This window comes from Cohnella sp. SGD-V74 (genome assembly GCF_003001675.1).
Lineage (GTDB): Bacteria > Bacillota > Bacilli > Paenibacillales > Paenibacillaceae > Cohnella.
On sequence record NZ_PVYW01000013.1, the window covers coordinates 201,622 to 223,814 of the forward strand.

The window sequence follows — 22,193 nt, forward strand, 5'->3', positions numbered from 1 at the left end:
GGTCTCATTTTCCGACGAGTTTACCCAAAGCTTCAATCGTTCGGGTCGAATCGGATACGCTGCCGAAAACGCCTCCCTGCATCGTCACCATCTTCAAAGCCGCCAAGTGGTTGTCCGGATCGGTCGCACCGGTGCAGTCCTCCAAAATCAAACACTCGTATCCCCGGTCGTTCGCTTCGCGCATCGTCGTATGAACGCACACGTCGGTCGTAATGCCGGTCAGGATCAAATTCTGTATCCCTCTCGTCCGCAGGACCAGATCCAGATCGGTCGCGTAGAAGCTGCCTTTGCCGGGCTTGTCGATAATGACTTCCCCTTCCATCGGGGCGAGCTCTTCGATAATCTGCCAGCCCGGTTCCCCGCGTACCAGAATTCGCCCCGCCGGACCGGCCGATCCGATCTCCGCGCCGATCTGCTTGCTGCGCCACCTTTTGTTGGCCGGCAGATCGGACAGATCGGGACGATGCCCTTCCCTCGTATGGATGATCGTAAATCCCGGAATCGCGCGGGCAACCTCCAGCAGGCTGCGAATCGGGTCGATTGCGCGCCGCGTAAGGGACAGATCGTACCCCATTCGGTCAACGTAGCCGCCAGGGCCGCAGAAGTCGATCTGCATATCGATAATCAGAAGCGCGGTATTGTCCGGTCTGAGTTCCCCGTTGTAGGGGTAAGCGTAAGGATTGGCTTCGATGAACATGATCTCCACTCCCTTATGTTAGATATATGGCAGTCAATTTTTGATATTTGTTATATTATATAACACGAAAAAGACGGAGTCATTGTGTGACACCGCCAATGCATTTCGAATATTTTTGTGTTCGGAACATAAAGGACATGCCATCGTTCGTCGCTGTGCCGCATGCCGCTTCCGGAGGCTTACTCCGGAATGAATAAGTTAACCGATCCGGATGCAATTAGGCCGCCAATGTTCAAAACGCCAATCGTTTGGATGTGATTTATGCTTACCGCAAAAGTGGAATTGCCGGGAATGTCTACCTCAAACGGCGGCAAACCTCCGTATCGTGTAATCACGAGACGAACAGGGACATTACTGTTGTTGATCTGAACCGTTCCATTTGTTCCTAGCGGTTCGAACGATGAAAAGTAGCCTCGTCCGACTCCCGGATCTTGGTTGTAGGAAGCGCCCGTTACGAGTGCCATCGCTAATTCCCTCCCTTCACTGAAATATTTTCTGCCTGTTAGCCGGGAAATGAGATTTCCAAAAATCCGCTTGCTATGCCTCCTCCAAGATTCAAAATTCCGATTGTCTGAATGTTGCCTACAGCAAAGCTGTACTCGCTGGCCGCAGAAACATCCACTTCGACCGGCGGCAATCCAGCATAGCGAGTGACGACCAATCGAATCAGCTCTCCTGAAAAATTGATTGTCCGAATAAGACCACTCGTTCCTAGAGGTTCAACCGCCGAATAATAGCCTTGTCCGACTCCTGGGTCTTGATTGAAGCTGATAAATAGCGAGAACGCCATTCCCCTCACCTCCTTTTACTGTAGTAGATGAGAGAGACGCTTGGCGTGCGACAACTTGTACAACGGGGCATTCGATGGTTTATGGAGAGATACGATTAGAGAAAACGGAGTGTGCTCGCCTACGCAGCAGCACTAAAAAAAGCCTTCCATGCGATCATTCGCACAGAAGGCTATGGCGGAGAGGGTGGGATTCGCTCCGTCGCTGTTGTGCCCGTACTATTCGTACGCCACAACAAACCGCGACTATCACGCCGGGGCCTACGAACATGCCTTTTGGCATGTCCGCTTAACGGCCCGTTCGAATCCCACTCACCATAATAAAAAATCGATTCCTTCTCAGGAATCGACTGATTTTTTGATTATGGCGGAGAGGGTGGGATTCGAACCCACGCACGCCTTGCGACGCCTAGATGATTTCGAGTCAACCCCCTTGGACCACTTGGGTACCTCTCCGCAGCAAGAAAAAGCATATCATATTTTGTCCCGCCATGCAACTGGATTGTGTATCCAGCAGACAAGATCTGCAATCTACGTCTCCGTCTCTTCCGAAGGATCTCCTGCAGCGGAACGCAGCACCTTCTTCAAGCTCTTCTCGAACTTCGCTCGGGGCAGCAGAATGCTATGCTTGCATTTCACGCACTTGATCCGAATGTCCATGCCCATCCGAATGATCTCCATCTCGTTGGCGCCGCAGGGATGCGGCTTCTTCATCATGACGACGTCGCCGAGCTCGAAGCTTTTTCTTTCCATTCCGGTTCCCTCCCCGATTTCCTTGCTCCCGGCCATTCCGGCCGTCGCGATCAATCGATGACTGCCGCCTGTTTCGATTCGAGCGCCTTCTTTACTTCAGTGTTGATCAGGAGCATAACCTCTCCGGCGGTGTTTGGCCTGCATTTGGCCGTAATCCGAATCGTCATCTGACTCGGAGCGAGCGTTTGTATGCCCAACACCTCTGGAGACAAGGTCAAGTTCGTATCGTTGATCTGGTTCAGAACCTGTCTCATCATAGTCATCATCTCCTCGATCGTATAATCGGAAGAGACGGTAATGTCGACGACGGCAAGCTGCGGATTGACGGAGAAATTCGTCACCTGGTTAATCGAGCCGTTCGGAATAATGTGAACCTCGCCTGTCCAGCTGCGAATGCGCGTCGCGCGCAATCCGATCAGTTCGACCGTCCCCTTATACGAACCTGTCTGAATTTCATCCCCGACTGCAAATTGATCCTCGAAAATAATGAAAAAGCCGGTAATGATATCTTTGACCAAGCTCTGGGCGCCGAATCCGATCGCCAGACCGATAACTCCCGCGCCGGCAAGCAAAGGAGCGATCTGAATATGGAATTCTCCCAATATGAGAAGAATCGTTATAAAGTTGATGAGATAAGAGGCCGTGTTCTTCAGCAAACGCCCCAGCGTCTGTACGCGCCTCGTTCGAAGCTTCAGCCTCCTGGATTTCTTCTCGCTCGTCGCTTGGTCGATAATACGATTGAGAACAATGAGAGCAAGGCGGCTGACCACATAGATCAATACGACGCGCAGCAAGATCATTGATACGTCTTTCCACATTTCCGTATTCTGCACAAAGTCGTTCATTTCCCGAACAAACTGCTGCCATAGATTCTCTTGGGCCATTGTCTGCCCCGTTGCGAAGAAAGGATTCATCGTTCTATCTCCTTCTCTCAATGAATCTGTTCGTACCCGTCCGTCGTCCTCTCGAACAATCCTCGTATCTCTACGTTTTCCGAAGCGATGATCCGCTTCACTTCCGTCAGATCGGAGGCGGGAAAAGCAATGGATAACGCGCAGCCTGCCGTAATCTCCTTGGGCGTGGGACAAATATCGATTTCTATATCCGCGTATTCGAGCAGCATCTCGGCCCGCAACGCTTGCTGCGTGGAGTCGAATGCGATCAAGAGAGAGTTCATCATGCAAACCTCCTGCGTCCAAGTATAAATGCGTCTGTTCGTCCATATACTAGTAACATACTAGGGTAGGAGGCGAATCAGACGAATGAACGGCGCTTGGGAGAAACGCTCGAGCCCCGCACCGGAATCGGCGGCGCTCTCTTTAAAGATTCCTTTTAACGATCCAACCGTATTGCAAAGGTTGTCCCACCAGCTCGAGTATTACTTGGACGATCTGTCTCCCGATCGCCGGATCGTGATCGTCTGCGTCGGAACCGATCGCTCTACGGGAGACTCTCTGGGGCCTCTCGTCGGCACCGCGCTCGCTCGCGAATACAGTCCCTTGTTCGATCTGTACGGAACGCTTGATGAACCGGTTCATGCGATGAACCTTGGCGAGACGCTATTGAAAATTATGAGAAACTCGCGTCAGCCGTTCGTCATCGCCGTAGACGCCTGTCTTGGACAAGTTGCCAGCGTCGGATGCATTCAGATCGGCTCGGGTCCGGTCAGACCCGGAGCCGGAGTGAACAAGGAATTGCCGCCCGTCGGAGACATCCATATGACGGGGATCGTGAACGTCGGAGGTTTCATGGAATACTTCGTTCTCCAGAACACCAGATTAAATCTGGTCGTTAAGATGTCGGAGATCATCGCGCAAAGCCTATTGAACGCCGTGCGGAAAACCCGCGGCAATCCGGTCATTCCTTCTGCATGGCCAGACTGATCGCTGTCTTCTCTTCCGGCGTCAACATATATGCGGATTGCCCCTTATCGATCGGTTTGGCGTACAGGAAGGTCTGTTCGCGACCGTGAATTCCGGTAATGACGACGCCGTCCTGCGCTTCGTTAATAAAGGCCACCGAGAAGCTCAGATCGCTTCCCGAATCCGAGAATGCATTAAACCGATGGACGCCGATTCGTCCCTTCAGCGACGCGAGGCGTCTTTCGTGCTGTCCCATCGTCTGATCCTGATCGCTTTGCTTGCGTTCCAATTCGGACATTCTTCCATGAATGACGCCCATCACTTCTTCCATGTTGGATACGCCCGTATCCCCTATTAAACGGCTGTGCGCCTTCTTGAGTTTGCTCAGCTTGCTCGACAAAACGCCAAGCCAGACGAATGAGACCAACAACAGCGCTCCTGCGGCGCCGGCGACAATGACGGCGACTTGATCGTTCCAACCTTCCATTCGTGCTTATTCCCCCAACATGGCGTTAACCTCAGTTTCTTCTTCCCATTGTGCCGACGATTTCTCTGACGGCGTCAATCATGGATACGATATCCGATTTGTCCGTAAAATATCCGGGACTCGCGCGCACGGCTCCCGTCTCGTAAGTCCCTGCCGTCTCGTGACCGAGCGGCGTGCAGTGAAAGCCCGCTCTGACCGCGATGCCGAACTGACGATCGAGCAGGAACGCCATCTCCGACGGATCGATTCCTTCTATTGTAAAGGATACGATTGCAGTCCTCTCGACACCGATTTGCGGCCCCAGAATGCGAACTCCCTCAATCCCGAGCAGACCCTCCATCAGTTCAAAAGTCAGTTGTCTTTCCTTATCGTGAATGGCCTTCGTCGTTTCCCGCAGTACGAATTGCACGCCCTCCGAGAGTCCCGCGATTCCCGGCGTATTCTGCGTCCCGGCTTCATAGCGGTCGGGACGTACCGTAGGCTGCTCCGGAGCTTCCGACTTGCTCCCCGTTCCGCCGTGCATCAGCGGTTCCAGATCGAGGTCGGGATGAATGTACAGCCCTCCCGTCCCTTGCGGGCCTAACAAGCCCTTGTGTCCCGGGAAAGCCAGAAGATCGATCCCCATCGCCTCGACGTCGATAGACAGCACTCCGGCGCTCTGGGCGGCATCCACGAGAAACCTAGCGCCCCGCCTCCGTGCCAGCTCTCCGAGATCTGCGATCGGAGCGATCGATCCGAGAAGGTTCGAGCTGTGCGACGCGGCGATCAGCCTCGTCCTCGGCGTAATGGCCGCTTCCACGTCCTTCACGTTCAAGTTGCCCTGCTCGTCCGCCGCGATGAAGGTCGCTTCGATGCCGAACCTTCGCTTCATCGCCTCGATCGGACGTCTGACCGAATTATGCTCGAGCGACGTAGCAATTACGTGATCGCCCGGTTTAAGCAATCCCTGGATCGCCAAATTCAGCGCATGGGTCGTATTTAATGCAAAGGCGATGTCGTTCGGATTGCCGATCCCGAACAATCTGGCCAGCCGCTTGCGCGCGTCGAACAACACCCTGCTCGCTTTAACGGCCATCTCATGACTTCCTCTGCCCGGATTCGCCGCGTTCTCCCGCACGTTCCGTTCGATCGCTTCGACGACTCCTGGAGGCTTGGGCCAGCTTGTCGCCGCGTTGTCCAAGTAGATAATCGATTTCGGATCATTCATCGCATTCACCGTCCTTACACAACAATAGCACACCTTAGTTTAATCCTTCCGTAGGAAGATTACAACTTGGGTATGCTACTCTCGTCTCCCAACTATTAGGCCAGAGCCTTCAACAACTCCAGCAAGCGCTCCAAATCGTTTTTGCCGAAGTACGACAGCTCGATCCGACCTTTGTCTTTGTTCGGTTTGATTCGAACGGTCGTCTGGAACTTCTCGCGCAGCGTCTCTTCGATTCCTTCAATATAAGGATCGCGCTTCTTAACCTTTGTTTTCGGCTTCACGTTCGCTTTCTTGGAGTCGGCGTTCTGAACCGCCTCTTCCAGTTCGCGCACGCTCCATTCCGCCGTAACCGTCTGCTTCGCCAACTGGCGCTTCAGATTTTCGTCTTTAATTCCCGCAAGCGCCCTTGCATGACCCATGGACAATGTTCCACGTGAAACATAATCTTTGATTTCTTCGGGCAGCGAGAGCAACCGCAGGAAATTCGCGATATGGGAACGGGATTTACCCACCTTCAAGGACAATTCCTCTTGCGTCAGATTAAACTGATTCATGATCGCCTGGTACGCAACCGCAACCTCGATGGAGTTCAAATCCTCTCGCTGAACGTTCTCGATCAGCGCGATCTCCATCACCTGTTGATCGTTGTAAGCACGAACGACCGCCGGAATCGTCGCGTTGCCGAGCAGTTGGGAGGCTCTGAATCTTCTCTCCCCCGCGATAATCTCATAGCCTTTCAGCGCCTGCCGGATGACGATCGGCTGAATGACTCCATGCTCGCGGATCGATTCCGCCAAATCCTTGATCGCGTCTTCTTCGAACGTCTTGCGCGGCTGATACGGATTGGCCCTAAGCTGGGACAACGGAATTTCAACGATTTTATCGTCTTCCTTGATCGACAGAGAGGTAATTAACGCATCCAGCCCTTTACCTAGCCGCTTGCTCATAGGAGATCACTTCCTTTGCCAACTCGAGATACACTTCCGCGCCTTTGGACTTCGGATCGTAAGTAATGATCGATTGTCCGTGCGACGGCGCTTCGCTCAGTCTGACATTCCGGGGAATAACCGTTTGGTAGACCTTCTGTTGAAAGTACTTTTTGACCTCTTCAATCACTTGGATTCCGAGATTCGTGCGCGCATCGAACATCGTCAGCAAGACGCCCTCGATCTGAAGCGACGTATTCAGATGTTTCTGCACCAGACGAATCGAGTTGAGCAGCTGACTTAACCCCTCGAGGGCGTAATACTCGCATTGAATCGGAATCAATACGGAGTCCGCCGCGGTCAAGGAATTGATCGTCAGAATACCCAGCGACGGAGGACAATCGATCAGAATATAATCGAAGTCGCTTTTCACCATGGCCAGCGCCTTCTTAAGACGAATTTCCCGTGACATCGTCGGAACGAGCTCGATCTCCGCGCCGGCCAACTGAATCGTCGCCGGTATGATCTTCAGATCGGGAATGTCCGTATCGGCGATAGCCTGCTTCGGATGCACCTCGTTAATCAGCACATCGTAGATGCAATAGCTCACGTCGGCCTTATTGATTCCGATGCCGCTGGTCGTATTGCCCTGCGGATCGATATCCACGATCAACACTTTCTTTCCGAGAGAAGCCAGGCATGCGCCCAGATTCACCGAAGTCGTCGTCTTGCCAACCCCGCCCTTCTGATTGGCAATCGCAATTATTTTAGACAACCTGTTTCACCTCGATATTAATGACCGTCCAAACATAAACGGCATAGCCGCTTTACCTTTGTCGACACCGCAGATGGACTCAAATAAAAAGACGGATGCCCTTGTAATGCTCGCCGCTAATCCGTTCAAGCGCGAGCATTCCGCTATTCCGAACCGCATGCCTTCTCAACAAGAGAGATCGGATCGGAACGATCCGGACACGAAAGGCTTGCAGCCGCTCGTACCGAACCGGGAGCATGGGCATCCGCGTCGTACTAACGTTTAGGAATCCGGATGATGATTTCGTAATGATCCTCGCAATCCTTCTCGTCCGCTTTAATCGGAATCCCCGATCCGTTAACCATGTCTACGGATTGACGAATCGTATTTACGGCGAGTCGAACGTCTTTGGAGAAAGAGAAGCGCTTCGACCGCTTAGGCTTCGTCGCTTCCAAATAAAACGCCACACGGGTCTCGGTCTGCTTAACGTTCAAGTCTTTCTCGATAATTTCCTTCAGCAGCTTGTTCTGCGCCTCTTCATCCGGCAGAGACAGCAGCGCCCTGCCGTGACGTTCGGTAATTTTCCGTTCCAGCAATGCCTGGCGAACCGTCTCTCCCAACTGCAGCAGACGGATTTTGTTGGCGATCGTTGACTGGCTCTTGCCCAGCCGTTGAGCCAAGCTTTCCTGCGTCAGGTTATGAAGGTCGATCAGCTTCTGATAAGCGATCGCCTCTTCAAGAGACGTCAGCCCCTCGCGCTGCAAGTTTTCGATCAAGGCAACGGAAGCGGCTTGGGAATCGTTGATTTCCCGGACGATAGCCGGAATTGTATCCATGCCCAGCTTCGTAACCGCACGCCAGCGTCGTTCTCCGGCAATGATCTCGTGTTTTCCATCGCGTACCCGAACGACGATCGGCTGAATAACCCCATGCGTCTTGATCGTTTGGCACAGCTCATCGATCCGTTCGTCATCGAACACCGAACGAGGCTGATAAGGGCTTGGTACGATATCGTGAACGGATATTTGTTTGACTTCTTCTTGAGCGCTGCGGTCTGACAAACCCAGCAACCGTGAAAATTGCTCTTTCATTTCTCTCGGATCACCACATTAAGTAAGATAGGGCGGATGAGTCACGTGTCCTTAGCGACGAAAAAGCGCCGCCATTCACGCCTGACGGCACATCTGCGGCACATTGATCTGTTACCATAATCTATTCGCTATTCCAGCCCCATTTTCCTGCCTATGAAAAAACTTTCACGCCGCGCACGCTCGGCAAACCCTCATTCTATGTACATATCGCCGGCGCAGCGCTAACCGACCCTTATCTACTCTATAAGAATATCATGTGTACGGCATTCGAGTAAACGTAAAAATGTTCCACGTGAAACATTCCCCGTTCATTGTGCGGGCGATAATGTTTCACGTGGAACATTTAGTCCAGTTGTTTATGTTTTTAATAGAGGCGTCTTTAGCGGAATGCCGGCTTTGCGCGGATATGCCGGAGGTGTTGGCGACTTTTTCTCGCATACGATCAGATGTCTTTCCGCGCCTTCCGTAGGCAGCGTCAGACGCTTTACGTCAACGAGGCGGCCGGCTAGCTTGGATAAACTGAAGCGAGCTTCCTCCAGCTCTGTCGATATGTCCGTCCCCTTCATTGCAACGAATAGTCCGCCTGGACGAACGAATGGCAAACAAAATTCGTTCAATACGGCAAGACGGGCAACCGCGCGAGCCGTTACGATGTCGTAGCCGTCGCGATGCTCCTGCTTCCTGGCCGCATCCTCCGCTCTGGCGTGCAGGCAAGCTACTTGCGTTAAATGAAGCTGGGCAGTCACTTCCTCCAAAAACTTAATCCGCTTGGCCAACGCGTCGACAATCGTCACCCTCAGATGAGGGAATGCGATCGCCAGCGGAATGGATGGAAATCCGGCGCCCGAACCGATATCCGCCAGCGATCCCTGTTTGCCGAACGATACCGCCCCGGCCAACGTCAACGAGTCGTAGAAGTGCTTCTCATACACCGCTTCCCGCTCGGTAATTCCCGTTAAATTCATTTTTTCGTTCCACTCGACAAGCAAACGATAATAAACTTCGAATTGTTCCAGCTGCCGATCCGTCAATTCGATGCCGAGCGGGTGAAGCCGGTCTGCGAACAACTGCTGTACGTCGTCCCTCATGAACCGTGCGCAGCCGCCGTGACGCGATTGTAATGTTCGAGATGAACGAGCAGAATCGACAGGTCTGCAGGAGTTACGCCCGAGATTCGCGAAGCTTGACCGAGCGATAGCGGACGAATCTTGCCCAACTTCTGTTTCGCTTCGGTCGCAAGTCCATGAATCGAATCGTAATCGATATTATCCGGAATGCGTTTTTTCTCCATTTTCTCCATTCGTTCGACTTGCAACTGCTGCTTCTCGATATAGCCGGTATACTTCACCTGAATTTCCACTTGTTCCTTCACGTCTTCCGGCAATTCGAACGACGGCGGAGCAAGCTTCTCCAGATGCGCATAGGTTACCTCCGGACGACGCAGCAGCGTCAGACCGTCAACGGAGTTGTTGATCGGCGCGGAACCGACTTCGGCCAGCATGGCTTGCACCGCTTCGTCGGGGCGGAACTTCGTTTCCTTCAGACGGACAATCTCCGCTTCCACCCGCTCCTTCTTCTCCAGAAACTTCGCGTAGCGTTGTTCCGAGATCAACCCGATCTCGCGTCCAAGCGGAGTGAGCCGCAGGTCGGCGTTGTCGTGGCGAAGCAGCAAGCGATATTCCGCACGGGACGTAAGCAGACGATACGGTTCATTCGTCCCCTTCGTGACGAGATCGTCGATCATAACGCCGATATAGCCCTTCGAGCGATCAATGATGACCGGGTCGGCGCCCTGAACTTTGCGAGCGGCATTAATGCCCGCCATAATCCCTTGACCTGCCGCTTCCTCGTAGCCTGACGTTCCGTTAATCTGGCCGGCCGTGAACAGCCCTTGCACGATTTTCGTTTCAAGCGACGGCCACAGCTGAGTCGGAATGACCGCGTCATACTCGATCGCGTAGCCGGTTCTCATCATTTCGACTTTCTCCAAGCCCGGAATCGAGCGCAGGATGCGCAGTTGAACGTCCTCCGGCATGCTCGTCGACAATCCTTGAACGTAGTATTCCTTCGTGTTGCGACCTTCCGGCTCCAGGAAAATCTGATGCTTCGGCTTGTCGGCGAAACGAACGATCTTATCTTCGATTGACGGGCAGTAACGCGGCCCCGTACCTTCGATCAATCCCGAGAACATCGGCGCGCGATGCAGATTGTCGTTGATGATCTGATGCGTTTCCTCCGACGTATAGGTCAGCCAGCACGGGAGCTGCTGATCGGCGTGCGCCATATATTCCGTCTCGTAAGAAAAATATTTCGGCTTGCTGTCGCCAGGCTGAATCTCGGTTTTGTCGAAGTCGATCGAATCCTTGTGCACCCTTGGAGGCGTACCCGTCTTGAATCTTGCCAATTGGAGTCCGAGATTCTTCAGCGACTCGGACAGCTTCACCGCAGGCTGCTGATTGTTCGGTCCGCTCTCGTACATCAATTCCCCAAGAATGACTTTGCCGCGCAAATACGTTCCGGTCGTCAGCACGACGGCTTTCGCTCCGTATTGGGCGCCCGTCTTCGTAATGACTCCTTTGCACACGCCGTCTTCCACGATCAGATCCTCCGCCAAACCCTGACGCAAGGTCAAGTTCGGCTGATTCTCGATCGTCTCCTTCATCATGTGCTGGTACAGGAATTTGTCGGCTTGCGCCCTGAGCGCATGAACCGCCGGGCCTTTCCCCGTATTGAGCATTCTCATCTGAATAAAGGTCTTATCGATATTTCGTCCCATCTCTCCGCCCAGCGCGTCGATCTCGCGCACGACGTGGCCTTTCGCCGGCCCGCCCACGGAAGGATTACACGGCATGAAAGCGACCATATCCAGATTGATCGTCAGCAGCAGCGTCTCGCTGCCCATCCGAGCCGCGGCCAATGCGGCTTCGCAGCCCGCATGTCCCGCACCGATGACGATAACATCATAATCTCCGGCATGATAAGTCATATCCAACCCTCCTTGCTTTCCTTAGCATATGTTATTTTCCTAAACAAAATTGGGAGAAAATTTGGTCCAGCAACGAATCTCCGGCCGCATCCCCGAGAATCTGTCCAAGCGATTCCCATGAGGCGGTAATATCGATCTGGATCAGATCGATCGGTACGCCTTCGTACGTCGCTTGAATCGCATCCTCCAGCGATTGTCGGGTCTGATGGAGCAGTGCGATATGTCTGGCGTTGCTCACATACGTAATATCGCCCGACTCGACGGCCCCGCTGAAAAATAACCCCGATACCGCCTTCTCCAACTGCTCGATTCCTTGCCCTTCCTTCGCGGACAAGTATACGATGCGCTCGGACGGATAATCGCGCTCAATCTCTTCCATCTCCAGTTGCGCGGGAAGATCGATCTTGTTCACGACCACAATCGTCGAGCGATCTTTAAGCTGCTGCAGCAGCTTCCGTTCGTCGTCATGCAGCTCTTCGTGCCTGTTCAGCACCAGCAAGATCAAATCCGCATCGTTCAGAGCGTCATGCGATCGTTCGACGCCGATCTGTTCGACGAGATCCTCGGTCTCGCGAATGCCCGCCGTATCGAGCAGCCTCAACGGTATCCCCGACAGCGACACCGTCTCTTCCACGATATCCCGGGTCGTGCCCGGAATGTCCGTGACGATCGCTTTGTTTTCCCGGGCCAACGCGTTCAGCAGCGAAGACTTGCCCGCATTCGGACGGCCGACAATCGCCGTCACGATCCCTTCGCGCAAAATTTTTCCTTCATTAGATCGCTGCAGCAGCTCGTTCACTTCGGCCAGCACGGAGCGACAATTCGAACGAATCAGCTCTGCGGTAACGTCTTCCACATCGTGCTCCGGATAATCGATGTTCACTTCGACGTGCGCAATCAGCTCAATCAACTGCTGACGCAGCGGAACGATCTTCTTCGACACCGAACCTTCCGCCTGTCTTCTTGCCACCTGAAAGGCGCGATCCGATTTGGAACGAATCAGGTCGATAACCGCTTCCGCCTGCGCCAAGTCGATTCTTCCGTTCAAGAATGCGCGCTTGGTGAACTCGCCGGGTTCCGCCAATCTAACCCCGTGCCTCAGCACCAGCTCCAGCACGGATTTCACAGCGACGATACCGCCGTGCGTGCTGATCTCCACGACATCTTCCGCCGTGAAGGAGCGCGGGCCTTTCATGATCGTTACCAATACTTCATCTATGCGTCTATCGGACTGCGGATCCACGATCCAGCCGTATTGAACGGTATGCGTATCGGCTTCGCGCAAGTCCTGCTTCGACTTGAACAGCTTAGCCACCGTCTCGACAGCCTCCGGTCCGCTTACCCTGACGACGGCAATGCTGCCCTCTCCGAGCGCCGTCGCGATCGCGGCAACCGTATCCTCATTCATGCCAATCCCTCTTTCCGTTAAAAAACGCAATGACCCCCCAACGTTGCGGAAGCCATTGCGCGGACGCCAGCTATTGCTTTAATGCGATCACGATGCGACGATTCGGTTCGTCTCCTTGACTGTAAGTCTTGACGTTCGGATTCGATTGCAATCGTGAGTGGATAATTTTACGCTCTTGCGAAGTCATCGGTTCAAGCACGACTTCTTTGCGCGTTCGGACGACCTTCATCGCCATTCGCTCGGACAGAGCCTCCAACGTCTGGCGGCGACGCTCGCGAAATTGCTCGGCATCGAGCACGATGCGAAGATGACGGTCCGAGTGGCGATTAGCCACGATGTTCGTCAAGTATTGAAGAGAATCCAAAGTTTGTCCACGACGACCGATCAGAATGCCCAAGTCCGAACCCGTAATGTTAATCCGTACTGCATCATTCTCATCTACACGTTCAACGGAAACGGTCAGTTCCATCGCTCCCGATACTTCGCGGAGAAAAGCAATAGCTTCCTCCACGCCGTCCGGCAGCAACTCCAACTCCACTTTCGCCTCTTTGGCTCCGATGAGCCCGAACAGCCCTTTGCTCGGCTGCTCCAATACTTTGACATTCACCCGGTCTTCCTTCACGCCCAATTGGGCCAGACCGCTGCGAACCGCATCTTCTATCGTTTTCCCAGATGCCAGGAGCTTTTTCATTTTGCGCGCGCCTCCTTACCTTTACCTTTGCCTTTCTTTGGTGTTGGTTCGGGAGCTGGTTCTTCTTTTTTCTTAGGCTTGCCGTACATGAAATAGTTTTGAACGATCGTGTAGATGTTGCTGTAAATCCAGTACAGCGGCAGCGCAACCGGGAAGTTGATCGCCATGACGAAGATCAGAACCGGGAAGATGTACATAAGCCCCTTCATCGGTCCGGCCATCGTCTGCTGTTGGGACATCATCACCGATTGAATCAACGTTGTGATCGCGGCGATCGTCGGGATAATGTAGTAATACCATTCTCCTTGGCTTGGCGACGTTCCGAGCTGGAATCCGATGAACGAGTGACTGCTTATTTCGACATTCTGATAAATCGAGTTGTAAAGCGCGATAAAGATCGGCATCTGCACGATGAGCGGTAAACATCCGGCGAGCGGATTGACCTGATTGGTCTGATACAGCTTCATCATCTCTTCTTGCTGCTTGCGCGGATCTTCCTTGAACTTCTCGCGGATCTTCTGCATCTCCGGCTGGAGGGCTTGCATGGCTTTCGTGTTCTTATACTGTTTTATCATTAGAGGAAGGATGATCGTCCTTACTATAATGGTAAGCAATAAAATCGAAAGTCCGTATTCGCCGCCGAACCAATCCGCGAACGTGTCGAGCATCAGCGAGAACCAGTACACGACATTCCTTGTCCACCAAGAGCCGCTGTCGGCCATTTGCTCAGTAGTAATTGCCTGTGTCGCAGGCGCACAGCCCGCGAGCAGCGTCATCAGCGCGATTGCGCCGAGAACGATCCACCATTTGCGATTTCGCAACAAAACTGAAAACTCCCCTCTTCATCGCCGGCATGCCGTAAAATGTTCAACTATGCTGAATCCGATAACAGCCAGTCCCAGCAAAAACGCCTTCGGCGTCCTTTGGACGGAGAATCATGGCCGAAACTATTCAGTTCCACTATACCATATTAAAGAAGACAAAGAAAAGCTGAGGCTTGCCCGCGTCCCCCGCTTTTATTTGCCTTTGCCTTCATTAGATTTATTCCCGCGCTTCCCTTGCGAATACGGCTGCCTGCCCCCGCCGCTGAACGGCTTGGCCCCCTTGAGCAGCCCCGCCTTCCGCAGCACGTGGAGAATGCTTCCTTCCATCTCCTTGTAAGCCATGGACAGCGCCGGCTTGCGTACGATCAGCACGAGATCGATATCCTCCTGCAGCTTGGCCGCATTCAGACGAACGATCTCCTTAACCATCCTTCTCAGCCGGTTGCGCACGACCGCTCCGCCCAGCTTGCTGCTCGCGGATACGCCCATTCGGAAAGTTCCCGTCGGAGTTCGCTTGCGCCAGTACACGACGAACTGCGAATTGGCGAATGATTTCCCGTACCGATATACCGTATTGAAATCTTCCCGTTTCCGCAGCCGCAGCTTCCTATGCATAATTTACCGCTCCATCTGCTGCAAATGTAGAAAAAAAGACCACCTCGAGTGGTCTTTCATTAACTATGCCGTCAATACTTTGCGACCTTTTTGGCGACGAGCTTTCAGAACCTTGCGGCCGTTCTTGGTGCTCATGCGGCTGCGGAACCCGTGCACTTTTTTGCGCTTGCTTACATTCGGCTTAAATGTAGGACCCATGGATCAAACCCCCTTACCTAAAAACTCACGTCCATCTATTAAACCACGGCCAACCTAAAATGTCAACGAATGTCCAATTTCCTTCTATTGCCTCGCGAACATGGGAGCTTTTCGTTCGTACCGAGAAGCGCGGCATAATCGTTTAGGATCATGATATGATAATTAAAAGTCGGCCTAAGGAGGCCCGGGATGGAAACGAAAATTTTAGTCGTTGAAGATGAAGAAAAAATATCTAGGCTGCTGGAAATCGAACTGGAGATCGAGGGCTACCGGGTATCCAGATACGGCAACGGCATCGATGCCCTGGAAGCTTATCGCGGAGAAAAGTGGGATCTCGTCCTGCTCGATATCATGCTTCCAGGCATGAGCGGAATCGAGCTGCTTCGGCGGATTCGCGCCCAGGATGCGCAAACCCCGGTCATTCTTCTGACCGCCAAAGGCTCCGTCGAAGACAAAGTGTCCGGACTGGATTACGGAGCGAACGATTACGTCACCAAGCCGTTTCAGATCGAAGAGCTGCTGGCCCGCATTCGCGCATCGCTCAGACAGCGTCCCGCCCAGGCTTCCGCAGATTCGCCGGAGAGCGATTGGCTGACGGCTTCGGATCTTAAGCTCAACGAGAAAACAAGGGAAGTGTTGCGCGGCGGCGATCCGATCGAGCTGACGCCGCGCGAATTCGATCTGCTCGTCTTTCTGCTCAGAAACAAGCGCCAGGTGCTCAGCCGCGAGCAGATTCTGGAAGCGGTATGGGGCTTCGACTATTACGGAGAGACGAACGTGGTCGACGTCTACATCCGATATGTCCGGAAGAAGATCGATCACGGCCGGGAGCCCGAATTGATCCGCACCGTTCGGGGCGTCGGCTACGCGCTCAAGGATACGCCATGAGACTGAAGAACAGAATTCACCTCTACTCTTCCCTGGTGTTCGCCGTCCTGCTCATTCTGATGAACGTGAGCATCTACTTTCTGTTCGACCGGATGTCGCTAAGCAGCGAGATCGGCAAGGCCGAGACGGAAGCGACGGCGATCGCCGAAGGCATCCGGCTGAACGCCGACAACATACCCGTCCGCGATCTGCTGCGGGCCTACGTGCCGGCCGACGGCATGCTCAGAATCGCAACTCCGGACGGTCGGGCTGACTATCCTCCCGTCACCTCTCCGTCCCAATCGGAGCTGAGCAAGCGGGAAGCCATCTATAGTCCGGTGAAAATGAAACAGGTTATCGAATACGCGGGGGAAAAGTACGCCTTAATCTCCCTTCCGGTCATCTGGAGCGATGGCTCGGTCGTCAACGTCCAGCTTATCCTCAGTTTGCGGGAGACGACGGACAACATGCGCGTGCTGCGCATCGTGCTCATCGCCGTGACCGCGCTTGCGCTCATTCCCGTCGTCGTGTCTGGAAGATTGCTCGGCAAGCTGATCACTCAGCCGGTCGCGAACATGACGAACACGATGAAGGAAATTCGAGAGAGCGGACGGTTTAAAAGGCTCGAGCTAAGCGACGACGCCCAAGACGAGCTGGCAGAGATGGGACGGACGTTTAACCGGATGATCGAACTGCTGGAGAGCAACTTCGAGAAGCAGGAACAATTCGCCTCCAATGCTTCCCACGAACTGAAAACGCCTCTCACCGTCATAGAGAGCTATGCGAATCTGCTGAAGCGCAAAGGCTTGGAGCGTCCGGACTTGTTCGCCGAATCCGTCGAAGCGATCCATTCGGAAGCGATCCGCATGAGAGAGATGACGGAGCAACTGCTCCTGCTCGCCGGAAGCCGGAGTCATTGGAACGTGAATCCGGAGGCGCTGGAGCTCGGGGAGCTGGCGGTCGATGCAGCCGACGCTTTCCGCAAAGCGTACCGCCGCGACGTTCACGTGGAAGCCGAAGCTCCCGTCAGCGTTGTATGCGACAAGAGCCTGCTTCGGCAGCTTCTCTTCATCTTTATGGACAACGCCCGGAAGTATAGCGAGGAGCCGATTGCGGTCATGACGGGCGCTGACGTCGGAACGGCATGGATTCGCATTGCCGACCGGGGCGTCGGCATTTCGAAGGACGAGCTGCCGAAAGTGTTCGACCGATTCTACCGCGTCGATCAAGCGAGAAGCCGGCAAAGCGGCGGATTCGGCCTCGGCTTGTCGCTGGCAAAGGAAATCGCCGAAGCAATCGGGGCAAGCGTCGAACTGGACAGCTTGGAGGGGGCAGGCACGACGGCGACGATTCGGCTCCCGGCTGCCGAATGAATGCTGCGCGATCCCGGCCGCGGATTTTCCTCAGGCTCTCATCGTTTTCTCATCTGCCTGTCGTATGATTGGGGTGACTTAACGGAGGTGGCGCAAACCATGAACCAAAGAACGCTCCGGCTTGCCGGTTATATCGTCGTGCTGGCTGCCGGAATCGGCATCGTCGCCGCGCTGTGGAAGCCGTGGGCCGGGCAGCAGGAGACGATCTCCCGCGAAGCGCTGCAAGAAGCGGTGCTGTCCCGTTATCCCGGCACGGTCAAAGATCTTGTCAAAGCCGACGACCAGTACGTCATGCTGCTGGAGACGGACCAAGGGCTCTACCAGGTCAAAGCCGACGCCGGCAGCGGCGAAATCGTTTATTTGGAGAGAATCGGCGGCTCCGGGAACGTACCCGAGCCCTCTCCGACTCCGTCGCCAACTCCAGAACCGTCGGTGTCCCCCTCTCCTTCCCCTTCGCCGACGCCATCTTTTCCAACCGCCTCCCCCGACGGGGGCGACAGCAAGACGCCCGTATTTATCGGAGCCGAGCGGGCCAGAAAAATCGCCGCCGCACATGTGCGGGGAACGGCCGAAGACGTCGAGCTTAAAGGAGCTGCCGCGGGGAACGCTTATTATCTCGTCGAGGTCGACGTCGAAGGCGGACGGGATGCCGACGTGCAGGTGAACGCCGTATCCGGGGCGATCATGTCGGTAATCTGGGACGACGAGGACGACAAGGGAAGCGACGACGATTCGTAGTCGCTTCCCCTTTCTTTTTATTTCGTTCTCATCGTTTTCTAATGTTCTTATCCCGTTCCTCTCATCTTCATGGCTTACTCTATACGTGTTGGATACGTACAGAGAGGAGAATGAGCATGAAGAAAAGCAATACGAAAAAGATCGTTCTGTCTGCCGCGCTCTTGTCCGTCGTCGCGATCGGCGCGGGCGCCGCAACGACCGGATTCGCGGCGGTCAGCGCCGACGGACGGATCGGAGCCGACAAAGCGAAGCAATTGGCGGCGCAAGCTGCGGGAGGTCAAGCGTACAGCGCCGAGCTGGAAAAAGAGCGCGGAATCGTTTATTACGATGTGGACGTTCGGAAGGATCGCAAGGAATACGATTACGATGTGCATATCGATGCCTACACAGGCAAAACCTTAAAAATGGAACGGGACGACCGCGATGACAACGATTGGGACGACGACCGCCGAATTTCCGGCGGAACTCCTTCCGCTTCCCCATCCGCATCAGCCTCTCCATCCATTTCACCTTCCCCTTCCGCAGGCAAACCAGACATTAGCCGCGAGCAAGCGGCCCGAATCGCTGCGGAACGCGTCGACGGCACCGTCATCAGATCGAAGCTGGATAAAGACGACGGCGTCCTTCACTACGAGATCGAGCTAAAAACGAAGCGCGGAGAAGCCGAGGTCGACGTCCATGCCCATACCGGCAAAATCTTGTCTGTGGATTACGACGATGATGATGACTACGACGACGATGACGATGATCTCTACGATGACTGACCCCTGACTTTCGTCGCTAAGACGCCCTTGAACAGCACACGGAGAAGCCGACAGGCTTGCGTGGATGTTCAAGGGCGTTTTCACGATTCGAAAAACCAAAAATCCGGTTGTGGATACCCCATTTTCCCCCTTAAAACTTATGCACATGTGCACAATCCAGAGGAAAGAAACGAACTTTACACAACCTTGTCGGATCGTCTCACATTTTATCAACAATATCTTGTGCTGTGCACAGTTTTCATCCACAAGTTATTGAAATTGTGGATAACAGGGGGAATTTCGTTGAATTTATAGGCTTTGTCTGCTATGATTAGTCATGTCTTTACCCGTGGATTCGGAAAATTTACCCTCGAATTACTAACACCCTGTGCATAACTTTGTGAACAAATCCCCACATCCGTGGATAACCCTCTTAATAATTCAGGGAATAATGTGGATAACTGGTCGAAAAGCGTTCGACTACACGTTCTCCGCTTATTTTTTGTCCTTGCGAGGAGTTAAAGGAGAGAATTTGTCGTGGACAACCCCAACAACGAAATCTGGCAGCAGGTGTTGTCGGTCATCCAAACGAAGCTCAGCAAGCCCAGCTTCGATACTTGGTTCAAGTCGACGAAGGCCGCTTTCATCAGCGACAGCGTCGTTCTCGTGACCGCGCCGACGACCTTTGCCGTGGAGTGGTTGGAAACGCGTTATACGAAGCTTGTCTCTTCAACGATCTCCGACTATATCGGCAGACCGGTCGAAGTCAAGTTTTCCATTGAAGAAGTCCGACCGGTCGAGCCCGCCGAACCGGCGCCGCAAATTTCGGTGACGCGCGAGCCCGCGCTCGAAGAGCCGATGATGCACATGCTCAATCCGAAATATACGTTCGATACGTTCGTTATCGGAGCCGCCAACCGCTTTGCGCACGCCGCCTCGCTGGCCGTCGCGGAGCTGCCGGCCAAATCGTACAACCCTTTTTTCATGTACGGAGGCGTCGGACTCGGCAAAACCCATCTTATGCATGCGATCGGCCATTATATATTGGAACATAACCCTCATATGAAGGTTTTGTATCTATCCTCCGAGAAATTCACGAACGAGTTCATCAACGCGATTCGCGACAACCGGGGCGAGAGCTTCCGCAACAAATATCGCAACATCGACGTGCTGCTCATCGACGATATCCAGTTTCTTGCCGGCAAGGAAGGAACGCAGGAGGAGTTTTTCCACACCTTTAACGCGCTTCACGAGGAGCATAAGCAGATCGTCATCTCGAGCGACCGCCCGCCCAAGGAGATTCCGACGCTCGAAGAACGGCTTCGTTCCAGGTTCGAATGGGGATTGATCACCGACATTCAGCCGCCCGACCTGGAGACGCGGATCGCGATTCTCCGCAAGAAAGCGAAGGCGGAAAACCTCGATATCCCGAACGAAGCGATGATGTACATCGCCAACATGATCGATTCCAACATCCGCGAGCTGGAAGGCGCTCTGATCCGCATCGTCGCCTATTCCTCGCTCACGAATCAGGACATCTCCGCCCACCTGGCGGCCGAAGCGCTGAAGGACATTTTGCCGACGGGCCGCAACCGGCTCATCACGATGCAGGATATTCAGCAGCGGGTCGGCGACTACTACGGGCTTAAGCTGGAGGATTTCAAGGCGCGCAAACGGACGAAAGCCGTTGCCTTCCCGCGGCAGATCGCCATGTACCTGTCCCGCGAGCTGACCGACTACTCGCTTCCGAAGATCGGGGACGCGTTCGGGGGCCGGGACCATACGACCGTCATTCACGCCCACGAGAAGATTTCGCAGCTGATCAAGGTCGACCAGGACTTGTACAAAATTATCAACAGCTTGACCGAGAAAATTAAAAATTTGACCTGACGAATCCGTTCAACGCCTATGCACAACAAATCCACATGTGGATAGGCGTTGTTTTCGAGCTTTTTCGCGCTTATCCACATATTCAGTGTGCCTACTACGACTTTAATATTTAAAACATGCTACAATATACAAAACCGACGAGGTGGATCCATGAAATTCACGATATTGCGCAACGAATTGAACGAAGCGATTCAACACGTATCCAAAGCCGTTGCGTCCAGAGCGACCATTCCGATTCTGAGCGGCATTAAGATAGACGCCGGCTTCTCCGGCATTACGTTGACCGCAAGCGATACGGATATTTCCATCCAAAGCTTCATTCCGCTGGAAACGGCAGAGAAAACGATCGCAACCGTCGTTAAAACGGGAAGCGTTGTCCTCACTGCCAAATTTTTCGTGGAAATCGTCAAGAAGCTTCCTCATGAAGAAGTTCACATCGAAGTCGGCGAACGTTTCCAGACGATGATTACGTCCGGAGCGACGGAAATTCAGCTTGTCGGCCTTGATCCCGAAGAATTCCCGGTGCTTCCTTCCCTGATGGAAGAACAAGTCGTATCGATTCCCGGCGATCTGCTGCGCGATATGATTCGTCAGACGGTGTTCGCAGTAACGACGAACGAATCGACTCCGATTTTGACAGGCGTTCTCTGGAACTTGCACGGCGGCCTCTACAAATTCGTCGCGACAGACCGTCACCGGCTGGCCAGCCGTCAAGCGAACGTGGATTCGGGAGACGTGCGTTTCTCCAACATCGTCATCTCCGGCAAAACGTTGAACGAGCTTTCCAAAATCGTGCCGGATCAGAACGTCATGGTCGACATCGTCGTCGCCGAGAACCAAGTGTTGTTCAAATTGGGCAACGTTCTGTTCTATTCGAGAATGCTCGACGGAACTTATCCCGATACTTCCAAGATTATTCCGCAAAACTTCAAAACAGAACTCGTCCTGAACACGAAGCAGCTCAGCGATTCGATCGACCGTGCGTACCTGCTCTCCAGAGAGGAGAAAACGAACATCGTCCGCCTCGTCACGACGGATAACGGCGGAATCGAAATTTCGTCCAGCTCTTCCGAGCTCGGGAAAGTAACGGAACAATTAAGCGTCAGCGAGATGCGCGGGGAACCGCTCAAAATCGCTTTCAACTCCAAATATATGCTCGACGTTCTCAAGGTCATCGACAGCGAAGAGCTGTTCATCGGCTTTAACGGCTCGATGAGCCCGATCATTATCCGGCCAAGTGATCACGAGAACAGCCTGCACCTCATCCTCCCTTACCGGACGACGAATTGAGGCGAA

At 53.8% G+C, this 22,193-nt stretch carries 25 protein-coding genes and 1 tRNA gene; 7 read left to right on the forward strand and 19 right to left on the reverse strand.

Features of this window, described 5'->3' with window-relative positions:
* Positions 1 to 4: 4 nt before the first annotated feature.
* The 7 genes from biuH to B0G52_RS20335 all read right to left on the reverse strand — a co-directional run bounded on the left by biuH (position 5) and on the right by B0G52_RS20335 (position 3,417).
* Complete coding sequence (biuH, locus tag B0G52_RS20305; protein WP_094047200.1) at positions 5 to 697, reverse strand: biuret amidohydrolase; 693 nt, start codon at positions 695 to 697, stop codon at positions 5 to 7.
* A gap of 179 nt (positions 698 to 876) precedes the next feature.
* A complete protein-coding gene (locus tag B0G52_RS20310; protein ID WP_094047201.1) occupies positions 877 to 1,161 on the reverse strand; it encodes a hypothetical protein in 285 nt (94 codons plus the stop codon).
* Positions 1,162 to 1,199: 38 nt separating this feature from the next.
* Positions 1,200 to 1,487 carry a hypothetical protein gene (locus tag B0G52_RS20315; protein ID WP_094047202.1) on the reverse strand — a complete coding sequence of 96 codons (288 nt, stop codon included), beginning with the start codon at positions 1,485 to 1,487 and terminating at the stop codon, positions 1,200 to 1,202.
* Positions 1,488 to 1,849: 362 nt separating this feature from the next.
* A tRNA-Ser gene (locus B0G52_RS20320) sits at positions 1,850 to 1,940 on the reverse strand.
* A 75-nt stretch (positions 1,941 to 2,015) separates the two neighbouring features.
* The gene (locus tag B0G52_RS20325; RefSeq protein ID WP_094047258.1) at positions 2,016 to 2,237 is read right to left on the reverse strand and encodes a DUF951 domain-containing protein; all 222 of its coding nucleotides are present in this window, start codon (positions 2,235 to 2,237) and stop codon (positions 2,016 to 2,018) included.
* 50 nt (positions 2,238 to 2,287) lie between these two features.
* Positions 2,288 to 3,151, reverse strand: coding sequence for a mechanosensitive ion channel family protein (locus tag B0G52_RS20330; RefSeq protein ID WP_094047203.1), 864 nt, complete (start codon positions 3,149 to 3,151; stop codon positions 2,288 to 2,290).
* A 17-nt stretch (positions 3,152 to 3,168) separates the two neighbouring features.
* Complete coding sequence (locus B0G52_RS20335; RefSeq protein ID WP_094047204.1) at positions 3,169 to 3,417, reverse strand: putative Se/S carrier protein; 249 nt, start codon at positions 3,415 to 3,417, stop codon at positions 3,169 to 3,171.
* An 82-nt stretch (positions 3,418 to 3,499) separates the two neighbouring features.
* On the opposite strand from B0G52_RS20335, the gene yyaC reads away from it, so the two are divergent.
* Positions 3,500 to 4,120, forward strand: a complete 621-nt coding sequence (yyaC, locus tag B0G52_RS20340) for a spore protease YyaC (RefSeq protein WP_094047205.1) — start codon at positions 3,500 to 3,502, stop codon at positions 4,118 to 4,120.
* Here yyaC and B0G52_RS20345 read toward each other — a convergent pair.
* The 12 genes from B0G52_RS20345 to rpmH all read right to left on the reverse strand — a co-directional run bounded on the left by B0G52_RS20345 (position 4,095) and on the right by rpmH (position 15,286).
* A complete protein-coding gene (locus tag B0G52_RS20345; RefSeq protein WP_094047206.1) occupies positions 4,095 to 4,586 on the reverse strand; it encodes a DUF4446 family protein in 492 nt (163 codons plus the stop codon). The two genes, yyaC and B0G52_RS20345, sit on opposite strands and share 26 nt — an antisense overlap.
* Before the next feature lie 31 nt (positions 4,587 to 4,617).
* On the reverse strand, positions 4,618 to 5,793 hold the full coding sequence (locus tag B0G52_RS20350) for an aminotransferase class V-fold PLP-dependent enzyme (RefSeq protein WP_094047207.1): 1,176 nt from the start codon (positions 5,791 to 5,793) through the stop codon (positions 4,618 to 4,620).
* Between the two features lie 95 nt (positions 5,794 to 5,888).
* A complete protein-coding gene (locus B0G52_RS20355) occupies positions 5,889 to 6,740 on the reverse strand; it encodes a ParB/RepB/Spo0J family partition protein (protein WP_094047208.1) in 852 nt (283 codons plus the stop codon).
* Positions 6,721 to 7,494 (reverse strand): ParA family protein, encoded by a 774-nt coding sequence (locus B0G52_RS20360; RefSeq protein ID WP_094047209.1) that lies wholly within the window; start codon positions 7,492 to 7,494, stop codon positions 6,721 to 6,723. The genes B0G52_RS20355 and B0G52_RS20360 overlap by 20 nt, the downstream gene beginning before the upstream one ends.
* Before the next feature lie 254 nt (positions 7,495 to 7,748).
* A complete protein-coding gene (gene noc, locus B0G52_RS20365; RefSeq protein WP_094047210.1) occupies positions 7,749 to 8,564 on the reverse strand; it encodes a nucleoid occlusion protein in 816 nt (271 codons plus the stop codon).
* A gap of 356 nt (positions 8,565 to 8,920) precedes the next feature.
* Entirely contained in the window at positions 8,921 to 9,652 is a 732-nt protein-coding gene (gene rsmG, locus B0G52_RS20370; protein ID WP_094047211.1) for a 16S rRNA (guanine(527)-N(7))-methyltransferase RsmG, read from the reverse strand.
* A complete protein-coding gene (gene mnmG / locus B0G52_RS20375; RefSeq protein WP_094047212.1) occupies positions 9,649 to 11,550 on the reverse strand; it encodes a tRNA uridine-5-carboxymethylaminomethyl(34) synthesis enzyme MnmG in 1,902 nt (633 codons plus the stop codon). The genes rsmG and mnmG overlap by 4 nt, the downstream gene beginning before the upstream one ends.
* Positions 11,551 to 11,581: 31 nt before the next feature.
* Positions 11,582 to 12,958 (reverse strand): tRNA uridine-5-carboxymethylaminomethyl(34) synthesis GTPase MnmE, encoded by a 1,377-nt coding sequence (gene mnmE, locus B0G52_RS20380; protein ID WP_094047213.1) that lies wholly within the window; start codon positions 12,956 to 12,958, stop codon positions 11,582 to 11,584.
* A 70-nt stretch (positions 12,959 to 13,028) separates the two neighbouring features.
* Positions 13,029 to 13,649, reverse strand: a complete 621-nt coding sequence (gene jag / locus B0G52_RS20385) for an RNA-binding cell elongation regulator Jag/EloR (protein ID WP_094047214.1) — start codon at positions 13,647 to 13,649, stop codon at positions 13,029 to 13,031.
* Positions 13,646 to 14,425, reverse strand: a complete 780-nt coding sequence (locus B0G52_RS20390) for a YidC/Oxa1 family membrane protein insertase (RefSeq protein ID WP_094047259.1) — start codon at positions 14,423 to 14,425, stop codon at positions 13,646 to 13,648. Before B0G52_RS20390 ends, jag begins: the two co-directional genes overlap by 4 nt.
* 240 nt (positions 14,426 to 14,665) lie before the next feature.
* Positions 14,666 to 15,088: a ribonuclease P protein component gene (gene rnpA, locus B0G52_RS20395; protein ID WP_094047215.1), complete on the reverse strand. Its 423-nt coding sequence runs from the start codon at positions 15,086 to 15,088 to the stop codon at positions 14,666 to 14,668.
* Positions 15,089 to 15,151: 63 nt separating this feature from the next.
* On the reverse strand, positions 15,152 to 15,286 hold the full coding sequence (rpmH, locus tag B0G52_RS20400; protein WP_094047216.1) for a 50S ribosomal protein L34: 135 nt from the start codon (positions 15,284 to 15,286) through the stop codon (positions 15,152 to 15,154).
* 189 nt (positions 15,287 to 15,475) lie between these two features.
* Here rpmH and B0G52_RS20405 point away from each other — a divergent pair, with 189 nt between their 5' ends.
* The 6 genes from B0G52_RS20405 to dnaN all read left to right on the forward strand — a co-directional run bounded on the left by B0G52_RS20405 (position 15,476) and on the right by dnaN (position 22,187).
* On the forward strand, positions 15,476 to 16,174 hold the full coding sequence (locus B0G52_RS20405; protein ID WP_094047217.1) for a response regulator transcription factor: 699 nt from the start codon (positions 15,476 to 15,478) through the stop codon (positions 16,172 to 16,174).
* Positions 16,171 to 17,526 carry a sensor histidine kinase gene (locus B0G52_RS20410; protein ID WP_094047218.1) on the forward strand — a complete coding sequence of 452 codons (1,356 nt, stop codon included), beginning with the start codon at positions 16,171 to 16,173 and terminating at the stop codon, positions 17,524 to 17,526. Before B0G52_RS20405 ends, B0G52_RS20410 begins: the two co-directional genes overlap by 4 nt.
* Before the next feature lie 99 nt (positions 17,527 to 17,625).
* A complete protein-coding gene (locus B0G52_RS20415; RefSeq protein WP_106359406.1) occupies positions 17,626 to 18,264 on the forward strand; it encodes a PepSY domain-containing protein in 639 nt (212 codons plus the stop codon).
* Between the two features lie 116 nt (positions 18,265 to 18,380).
* Entirely contained in the window at positions 18,381 to 19,028 is a 648-nt protein-coding gene (locus B0G52_RS20420; protein ID WP_158223800.1) for a PepSY domain-containing protein, read from the forward strand.
* Between the two features lie 516 nt (positions 19,029 to 19,544).
* Positions 19,545 to 20,897, forward strand: coding sequence for a chromosomal replication initiator protein DnaA (gene dnaA, locus B0G52_RS20425; RefSeq protein WP_094047220.1), 1,353 nt, complete (start codon positions 19,545 to 19,547; stop codon positions 20,895 to 20,897).
* A gap of 150 nt (positions 20,898 to 21,047) precedes the next feature.
* Positions 21,048 to 22,187, forward strand: coding sequence for a DNA polymerase III subunit beta (dnaN, locus tag B0G52_RS20430; protein WP_094047221.1), 1,140 nt, complete (start codon positions 21,048 to 21,050; stop codon positions 22,185 to 22,187).
* Positions 22,188 to 22,193 lie beyond the last annotated feature (6 nt).